The organism is Zoogloea sp. (genome assembly GCF_041904905.1).
Classification (GTDB): Bacteria; Pseudomonadota; Gammaproteobacteria; order Burkholderiales; family Rhodocyclaceae; genus Zoogloea.
In genome coordinates this window covers 90,381-97,714 of sequence record NZ_JAYRMI010000006.1, presented here as the reverse complement: position 1 = coordinate 97,714, position 7,334 = coordinate 90,381, and the positions used below count along the sequence as shown (strand labels likewise).

The window sequence follows — 7,334 nt, the reverse complement described above, 5'->3', positions numbered from 1 at the left end:
GGAGACGATGATCTTGGCTGCGCCCAGTTCGGGGCGGGCCGACTTGGTGAGTTCGCGACCAACCAGCTTGGTGAGACCGGCATCGGCCACCGCGGCGACCTGCTCCAGCGCACCGGCACCGCCCTCGCCCGCCGCCTCGAAGGCCGTGGTACGAACGGTGATAATCTTCACCGCATCGGCAGACTTGACGGTGGCCAGCGCGTTGCCAGCGTAGATCGGGCGCACGAAGGTGTCGGCGGATTCGATGCCGACGATGTCGGAGATCTGCGCCACATCCAGCAGCGCCGCCACGCGGGGCAGCACATTCTTGCCAAAGGTGGTCGCCGGGGCCAGCACGTGGCTGATGGCACCGCCGGCCGCCTTGACGACGGCGACGATCTGGGCGGCCAGATTTTCGGCGGACTGATCGGCGAAGGCGGCCGAATCGGCCACCAGCACCTTGGCGACGCCGGCCACCTTGGCGGCGGCTTCGGCTGCCGCACCGGCACCCGCGCCGGCAACCAGCACTGCCAGATCGCCACCGAGCCTGGCGGCGGCGGAAATCGTATTGAGCGTTGCGGCCTTCAGGGACGCGTTATCGTGTTCGGCAACAACCAGAACCGTCATCACAGCACCTTCGCTTCGTTCTTGAGTTTTTCGACCAGCTGAGCCACATCAGCCACCATCACGCCCGCGCTGCGCTTGGGCGGTTCGACGACCTTGAGGGTCGTGAGGCGGGGGGCCACATCGACGCCCAGATCGGCCGGCTTGACGGTTTCAAGCGGCTTTTTCTTGGCCTTCATGATGTTCGGCAACGTTGCGTAACGCGGCTCGTTCAGACGCAGGTCGGTGGTCACCACGGCCGGCAGGGCGATCTCGAGGGTTTCCAGACCGCCGTCGATCTCACGGGTGACGGTGGCCTTGCCACTGCCCACCGCAACCTTGGAGGCAAAGGTGGCCTGGGGCCAGCCCATCAGAGCCGACAGCATCTGGCCGGTCTGGTTGGCGTCGTCGTCGATGGCCTGCTTGCCGCAGATCACCACCTGGGGTTGCTCCTTGTCGCACAGGGCCTTGAGCAGCTTGGCCACGGCGAGGGGCTGCAGTTCCACGTCGGTCTCGACGAGGATGCCCCGATCGGCGCCGATGGCCATGGCGGTGCGCAGGGTTTCCTGGCAGGCACCGACGCCACACGACACGGCGACGACCTCGGTTGCCACACCGGCTTCCTTCAGGCGCACGGCCTCTTCGACGGCGATCTCGTCGAAGGGGTTCATGGACATCTTGACGTTGGCGATATCGACACCCGAACCGTCGCTCTTCACACGCACCTTGACGTTGTAGTCGACCACGCGTTTAACGGGAACCAGAATCTTCAATGCTGCGCTCCTTCCATATCAGACGTTCTCCACTATTTTCGGCATGCCGACAGGCGGAGAGTTCCACCCCGCCTCGGGCCGACCGGCCTCTTTTTTCCGACTTGCGGACCCCGCCGCACGAATGGCTGCGCGCTGGCGGGATAAAGCAGGCAGCTTCTCACAGCAAGCCTTGCTTTGTCACTTTCCGTACGGTAGCGTATGGAGCAATAAGCGTCAATACTACTGCGTATGGACAAGCAGCCCCGCGCCCAACTCGACCGTACCACCTGGATCCACGCCGCCCTCGACACCCTCGCGGACGAAGGCGCGGGGAGCATTCGCGTGGAGATCCTGGCCAAACGGCTGCACGTCACCAAGGGCAGTTTTTACTGGCATTTCAAGGATCGCCAGGATCTCCTCGACGCCGTGCTGGAAACCTGGAAGGACGGCCGCATCCGCGACATCGTCAAGCAGACCCGCCCCGAACCCGGGCGGGAGGAAGCCCAGCTGTATCACGTCATCGACGTGTACAGCGCCAGCCGCAACAACAAGGGCATCCTCATCGAACTGGCGATGCGCGACTGGGCCCGTCGCGACCCGGCCGCCCAGCGCATCGTCGAGGAAGTGGACACCGCCCGCCTCAACTGCGCGCGGGATCTGTTCGTCGCCTGCGGCCTGCCGCTCCAAGAGGCCTCGACCCGCAGCGTGCTGCTTTACGCCTACGTGTTCGGGGTGTCGATGATGAACTGCGGCAACTTCGACGGCAACGTCGAAGAGATGAAGGCCGAGATCCGTCACATCATTGCCCGCAGCCGGGCGCCTTCCCCCCGGCCCTGAGCGCCGCCAGCCCGGGGACGACCGCAGCCGCATTGGCGCCCGTCGCGGCGATCACCGCCTCGACCGGCATTTGCCGCAGATCGGCCAGCACCCCGGCGATGCGCGCCAGGTTGGCCGGGTCGTTGCGTCTGCCGCCGCACCAGGCGGGCGGAATGTCCGGCGCGTCGGTCTCCAGCACGATGGATTCCAGCGGCAGGCTTGCCGCCAGTTCGCGGATGCGCCGCGATCCGGTGAAGGTCATCGCCCCTCCGAAACCCAGCCGGAAACCCAGCGCGATGAACGCCTCGGCCTGCTGACGGCTGCCATTGAACGCGTGGGCGATGCCGCCGGTCACCGGAATGCGCCGGAGGTACTTGAGGATCTCGTCCTGGGCGCGACGGATGTGCAGCACCACCGGCAGCGTAAAATCCTGGGCCAGCCGCAGCTGTGCCTCGAAGAACCGCCGCTGCAGGGGCAGATCGCCATCCGCCACGTAGCCGTCGAGCCCGATCTCGCCCACCGCCACCGCGGTGCCGTCGGCCAGCCGCTCACGCAGGCGCTCGAGATCGTCCGGCCCGGCGCGGCCGACATACAGCGGATGGATGCCGAAGGCGTGGCAGCAGTCCGGGTTGGCCCGGGATAAGGCCGCCACGGCATCGAGATTGGCGATTTCCACCCCCGGCACCAGAAGGCCGCCGACGCCCGCAGCGCGGGCCGCCGTGAGGATGGCCGGCCGGTCGGGGTCGAACTCGGCCGCATCCAGGTGGCAGTGGGTGTCGATCAGCACCCGGCCCGGCTCCGGCTTACTTGCCGGTCCACACCGGCTTGCGCTTGGCCATGAAGGCGTCGATGCCTTCGGCGGCGTCCTCGCACATCATGTTGCAGGCCATGACCTCGGCCGCCTGCTGGTAGGCGGCATCCAGACCCATCTCAAGCTGGGAGTAGAACATCTGCTTGCCCATCGAGATGGCCGCGGGCGACTTGGCGCAGATCGACGCCGCCAGCTTCGCCACCTCGTCGTCGAGGGCGTCCAGCGGCACCACGCGATTCACCAGGCCGCGCTGCTTCGCCTCGGCGGCGTCGATGAAGTCGCCGGTGACCAGCATCTCGAAAGCCTGCTTGCGGCCCATGTTGCGGGACAGGCCCACGCTGGGCGTGGCGCAGAACAGGCCCACGTTGATGCCGGAGACGGCAAAGCGCGCCACGTCCGACGCCACCGCCAGATCGCACATCGACACCAGCTGGCAGCCCGCCGCGGTGGCGATGCCGTGGATGCGGGCGATGACCGGCTGGGGCATGTTCACGATCTGCATCATCACCTTGCCGCACAGGCGAAACAGCGCCTGATGGAAAGCCTTGGTGTAGTTGCCGCGCATCTCCTTGAGGTCGTGGCCGGCGCAGAAGGCCTTGCCGGCACCGGCCAGCACCACCGCGCGCACCGAGCGGTCGGCGGCGATGGCCTCCAGCTCGGCCAGCAGGGCTTCGAGCATGGCCTGGGACAGGGCGTTGAACTGCCCCGGGCGATTGAGGGTGAGGGTGGCGACACCGTCTGCGTCCTGGCGCAGCAGCATGGGTTCGGTATCGGCTTGGACGACTGCGTTCATGGGTTCTCCTCCGGGTGATGGAATCGCCGGCACGTGTCGGCCGGTCGTGGATGGCTCACGCGCCGCAACGGGCACGCAAGCGGTGGGCCGGATCGGCATCGAGGGTTTCGAGCCAAGCCAGCAGTTCATGGTTCATGCGGGTCACGCCGTCGCGCAGGGCCAGCACGCCGCCCACCGCATTGGGCGAGGGCGCCGGCAGGCTGACGCCGAAACCGCGGGTGGCGATGGGCTGGTCGCTGCGGGGCGCGAGCAGCGCCGCCCTCACCTCGATCACCCCACGGCTCGCCCCTTCGGCGTCGAAGACCTGGGCAAACTCGTCCAGATCGACCCTCAGGCGGCAACCCAGCCCACCGGCCGGCGGCTCGCTGCCCTTGATGTTGCGCTTGAGGGCCAGTTCGAGGAGCTGCCCGGGGTGGGCCGCCCAGCGGTTCTCGACGAAGACGAGCCGGCGGGTGGGCTGGGCGTACAGCAGCCGGTAGTGCATGCCGGTGGAAGCCAGCCAGGGCGCCGGCACCACCTCGGTGCCGCGCAGGGGGAAGGACAGCGCCCGCGGCGGCTCGCCGTGAAGGGGGCCGAAATCGTGGACGGCATAGCCCGGCGCGGCCTTGGGCACGCTACTGCAGGCGGCCAGCGTCAGCACGCAGCCGGTGACGGCGAGGAGCAGGCGGAGCGAGGGCGGAAGGTGCATGGGCCGGTTCCGGTTGAAGGGCGACTCAGTGGCTGCCCGCCGGGCTGCCGAACCCGGCCTCGCCGGGCCCCGGGGGCGGACGGCGGCGGCCCAGGAGCAGCAGCTGCGGGGTCTCGTCGATCTCGTCGAGCAGATCGGAGAGCTGCCGCGAGGTGGTGGTGAGTTCCTGCAGCAGCACGTTCAGGCGCGGCAGGGTGCCGGTGGCGACGCTCTCGCCGGTGGTGCCGACCAGCCCGTCGATGCGCTCGCCGACGGACTGCAGGCGCGCCACCAGATTGCGACCGTCGCGGGCCAGTGGCACGGCGTCGGCGCTGAGCCGCTCCAGGTTGTCGAGGGACCGCCGGATGCGCCCGAGGTTGTCGGGGCTGACCACCTGACGCACCGCAGCGAGGGTCTGCGGCACTTCCTTCAGGGTGCGGTCGAGGCCCTGGCTGGACGACTCGAGGTTGGCCAGGGTGCGCTCGATGCGGGCAAGGTTCTCGGGCGCGGCGAGGATCGTCAGGCGCTGGGTAAGCTCGCGCACCTGACGCAAAGTCTGGACCGAGGCGTCGGCCACCTCATCCACCAGGCCGGGCGACAGCGCCAGACGCGGCGGCCCGCCGCCCTCCCCCGCCAGCGGCGTGGAGTCGTCGCCAGCGTCGTCCAGCGCGATGAAGGCCAGCCCGGTGACGCCCTGGGTGGCCAGCCGCGCCCGGGTGCCACGGGTGATCGGCAGATCGGTGCGGATGCGGGCGGTGACCAGCACCTTGCGCGGGTCGGCGGGGTCGAGGCCGATGGCGGCCACCTTGCCGGCCACGATGCCCCGGTAGCGCACCGTGGCCTGCTCGTTGAGCCCGTTCACGCTGCCGGCGCTCACCAGCAGCAGATCGCGGGTGGCGTCGCGCCGGTCGGAGAACCACCACAGCGCACCCACCAGGGCGCAGCTCAGGATGAGCGCGAAGAGCCCGGCGGCGATGGCGTGGGAACGGTTTTCCATCAGCCTTCGGCCCGTCCGCGGGCCAGCGCCGCGCGGCTGCGCTCGCTGTGGAAGAAGCGTTCGATGAAAGGGTCCTGCACCGTCATGATCTCGTCGAGGGGGCCGCAGGCCAGTATACGCCCTTCGGATAGCACGGCCACCCGGGTGGCCAGCGCAGCCAGGGTGTCCAGGTCGTGGGTGACCAGCACCACGGTGAGGCCCAGCGCCCGGTGCAGGGCGCGGATCAGCCGCACGAAGCCGGCGCTGCGATCCGGGTCGAGCCCGGCGGTGGGCTCGTCGAGGAGCAGCAGCTCCGGCTCCAGCGCCAGCGCCCGGGCCAGGGCCACGCGCTTGACCATCCCGCCGGAGAGTTCGGCCGGCATGCGCAGCGCCACGTCGGCATCGAGTTCGACCATGCCCAGCTTCAACAGGACAAGCTGGTTGACCAATTCCTCGTCGTCGATGCCGGCCTCGCGCAGCGGAAAGGCCACGTTGGCAAACACGTTGAGGGCCGAGAACAGCGCGCCGTGCTGGAACAACATCCCGAAGCGCCGACGGCGGGCGAGTTGCGCGGCGCGGCTGCCGGCGCCCAGCCGCTCGCCGAACAGGCGCACCTCGCCCTCGGTGGGCTGGAGCAGGCCCACCATCTGCCGCAGCAGGGTGGTCTTGCCGCTGCCCGAGCCGCCCACCAGCGCCACCACCTCGCCGGCCGGCACGGCCAGATCGATCCGGCGGTGCACCCAGGTCTGGCCGAAGCGGGTGGACAAGCCCTTCAGCTCGACCGGAAACGTGGTCGCGCCGCTCATCGGAAAGGCAGCCCGATGCTGCGGGTGGCAATGGCGAAAACCGCGTCCACCAGGATCACCACGGTGATCGAGGTGACCACCGACGCGGTGGTGTTGGCGGAGAGGCTCTCGGTGTTGGGTTTCACCCGCAGGCCGAAGTGACAGGCCACCAGGGCGATGAGCAGGCCGAACACCACCCCTTTACCCAGCCCGATGACCAGGTTGGCCATCGGCACGGCCCGGGGCAAGGTGTTGAGGAAGAACTCGTACCCCATGCCCAGTTGCAGCTTGGCCGACACCATGCCGCCGAAGATCGCCACCGCCGAGCCCCACAGGGTGAGCAGCGGCATCGCCAGCGCAAGCGCCACCACCTTGGGCAGCACCAGGCGCACATAACGCGAGATGCCCATCGTGGTGAGGGCGTCCACCTCCTCGGTGACACGCATCACCCCAAGCTGGGCAGTCATCGCGGAACCCGAACGCCCCGCCACCAGCACCGACACCAGCACCGGCCCCAGTTCGCGGATGATGCCAAGGCCCAGGATGTTGACGATGAACACGTCCGCCCCGAAGGCCCGCAGCTGCAGCGCCGACAGGTAGGACATCACCACGCCGATGAGAAAGCCCACCAGCGCCGTCACCGGCATGGCCTTGACGCCCACCTTGTAAAAGTTGGCGGAGATCTCGAGCCACGGCCACGGCCCGCCGCGACGCATCAGGTAGAACAGGTCGAGGCACAGCTGGCCCACCAGCGCCACGAACCCGAGCAGGTGGCGGGCCAGGTCGATGAGCAGACGCCCGAGATGGGCGGTGGCATCCAGAAACCGGTAGGGTGGCTCGCCGGGGATGCGGGTGTCGCCCAGCGCGGCGATACGCTCGAAGATGCCCTCCAGTGGCGCCGGCAACACCAGCCGCGCCGGCCGCCGGCGCCCCCAGCGCCGCCACAGGAGCAGCGCGCCGAAGCTGTCGAGGCGGGTGACGCCGGAGAGATCCCAGGCGGCCGAATCGGGCACCTCGTCCAGTTGCCGGCGCAGTGCGGGCAGCGTCGGCGAGAGCAGGCGCAGGGTCCAGTCGCCCGACAAGGCCGCCGCCGCCCCGTCGGTGCGGAGCGCCGGTTGCGGACGGGCGTCGTCCGGGGCCATCGGCCGCAGG

General features: G+C 69.1%; 8 protein-coding genes and 1 pseudogene. 1 reads left to right on the top strand and 8 read right to left on the bottom strand.

From position 1 onward, the window contains the following. Both ACE3N6_RS03330 and ACE3N6_RS03325 read right to left on the bottom strand, forming a co-directional pair. Nucleotides 1–606, bottom strand: a pseudogene (locus ACE3N6_RS03330) (electron transfer flavoprotein subunit alpha/FixB family protein); the annotation flags it as partial. Then, nucleotides 606–1,355: an electron transfer flavoprotein subunit beta/FixA family protein gene (locus tag ACE3N6_RS03325; protein WP_374243747.1), complete on the bottom strand. Its 750-nt coding sequence runs from the start codon at nt 1,353–1,355 to the stop codon at nt 606–608. The pseudogene ACE3N6_RS03330 and the gene ACE3N6_RS03325, both read right to left, overlap by 1 nt. A gap of 228 nt (nt 1,356–1,583) precedes the next feature. On the opposite strand from ACE3N6_RS03325, the gene ACE3N6_RS03320 reads away from it, so the two are divergent. Further along, a complete protein-coding gene (locus tag ACE3N6_RS03320) occupies nt 1,584–2,171 on the top strand; it encodes a TetR/AcrR family transcriptional regulator (RefSeq protein WP_374243746.1) in 588 nt (195 codons plus the stop codon). Here ACE3N6_RS03320 and ACE3N6_RS03315 read toward each other — a convergent pair. From ACE3N6_RS03315 to ACE3N6_RS03290, 6 genes are read right to left on the bottom strand one after another with little or no spacing between them, the layout of a single operon-like run. Next, complete coding sequence (locus tag ACE3N6_RS03315) at nt 2,134–2,937, bottom strand: TatD family hydrolase (protein ID WP_374243745.1); 804 nt, start codon at nt 2,935–2,937, stop codon at nt 2,134–2,136. The two genes, ACE3N6_RS03320 and ACE3N6_RS03315, sit on opposite strands and share 38 nt — an antisense overlap. Before the next feature lie 16 nt (nt 2,938–2,953). After that, nucleotides 2,954–3,754 carry an enoyl-CoA hydratase gene (locus ACE3N6_RS03310; RefSeq protein ID WP_374243744.1) on the bottom strand — a complete coding sequence of 267 codons (801 nt, stop codon included), beginning with the start codon at nt 3,752–3,754 and terminating at the stop codon, nt 2,954–2,956. Nucleotides 3,755–3,809: 55 nt separating this feature from the next. Then, nucleotides 3,810–4,442, bottom strand: coding sequence for a hypothetical protein (locus ACE3N6_RS03305; protein WP_374243743.1), 633 nt, complete (start codon nt 4,440–4,442; stop codon nt 3,810–3,812). 25 nt (nt 4,443–4,467) lie between these two features. Beyond that, nucleotides 4,468–5,418: an MlaD family protein gene (locus ACE3N6_RS03300; protein WP_374243742.1), complete on the bottom strand. Its 951-nt coding sequence runs from the start codon at nt 5,416–5,418 to the stop codon at nt 4,468–4,470. After that, the gene (locus ACE3N6_RS03295; protein WP_374243741.1) at nt 5,418–6,203 is read right to left on the bottom strand and encodes an ABC transporter ATP-binding protein; all 786 of its coding nucleotides are present in this window, start codon (nt 6,201–6,203) and stop codon (nt 5,418–5,420) included. Before ACE3N6_RS03295 ends, ACE3N6_RS03300 begins: the two co-directional genes overlap by 1 nt. Next, nucleotides 6,200–7,324, bottom strand: a complete 1,125-nt coding sequence (locus ACE3N6_RS03290) for an MlaE family lipid ABC transporter permease subunit (protein WP_374243740.1) — start codon at nt 7,322–7,324, stop codon at nt 6,200–6,202. The genes ACE3N6_RS03295 and ACE3N6_RS03290 overlap by 4 nt, the downstream gene beginning before the upstream one ends. Nucleotides 7,325–7,334: the final 10 nt, after the last annotated feature.

Excerpts from the sequence above, each read along its gene's own strand:
- ACE3N6_RS03320 (WP_374243746.1), top strand. The coding sequence starts at position 1,584 with ATGGACAAGCAGCCCCGCGCCCAACTCGACCGTACCACCTGGATCCAC.
- ACE3N6_RS03310 (WP_374243744.1), bottom strand. The coding sequence starts at position 3,754 with ATGAACGCAGTCGTCCAAGCCGATACCGAACCCATGCTGCTGCGCCAG.
- ACE3N6_RS03305 (WP_374243743.1), bottom strand. The coding sequence starts at position 4,442 with ATGCACCTTCCGCCCTCGCTCCGCCTGCTCCTCGCCGTCACCGGCTGC.
- ACE3N6_RS03300 (WP_374243742.1), bottom strand. The coding sequence starts at position 5,418 with ATGGAAAACCGTTCCCACGCCATCGCCGCCGGGCTCTTCGCGCTCATC.
- ACE3N6_RS03295 (WP_374243741.1), bottom strand. The coding sequence starts at position 6,203 with ATGAGCGGCGCGACCACGTTTCCGGTCGAGCTGAAGGGCTTGTCCACC.
- ACE3N6_RS03290 (WP_374243740.1), bottom strand. The coding sequence starts at position 7,324 with ATGGCCCCGGACGACGCCCGTCCGCAACCGGCGCTCCGCACCGACGGG.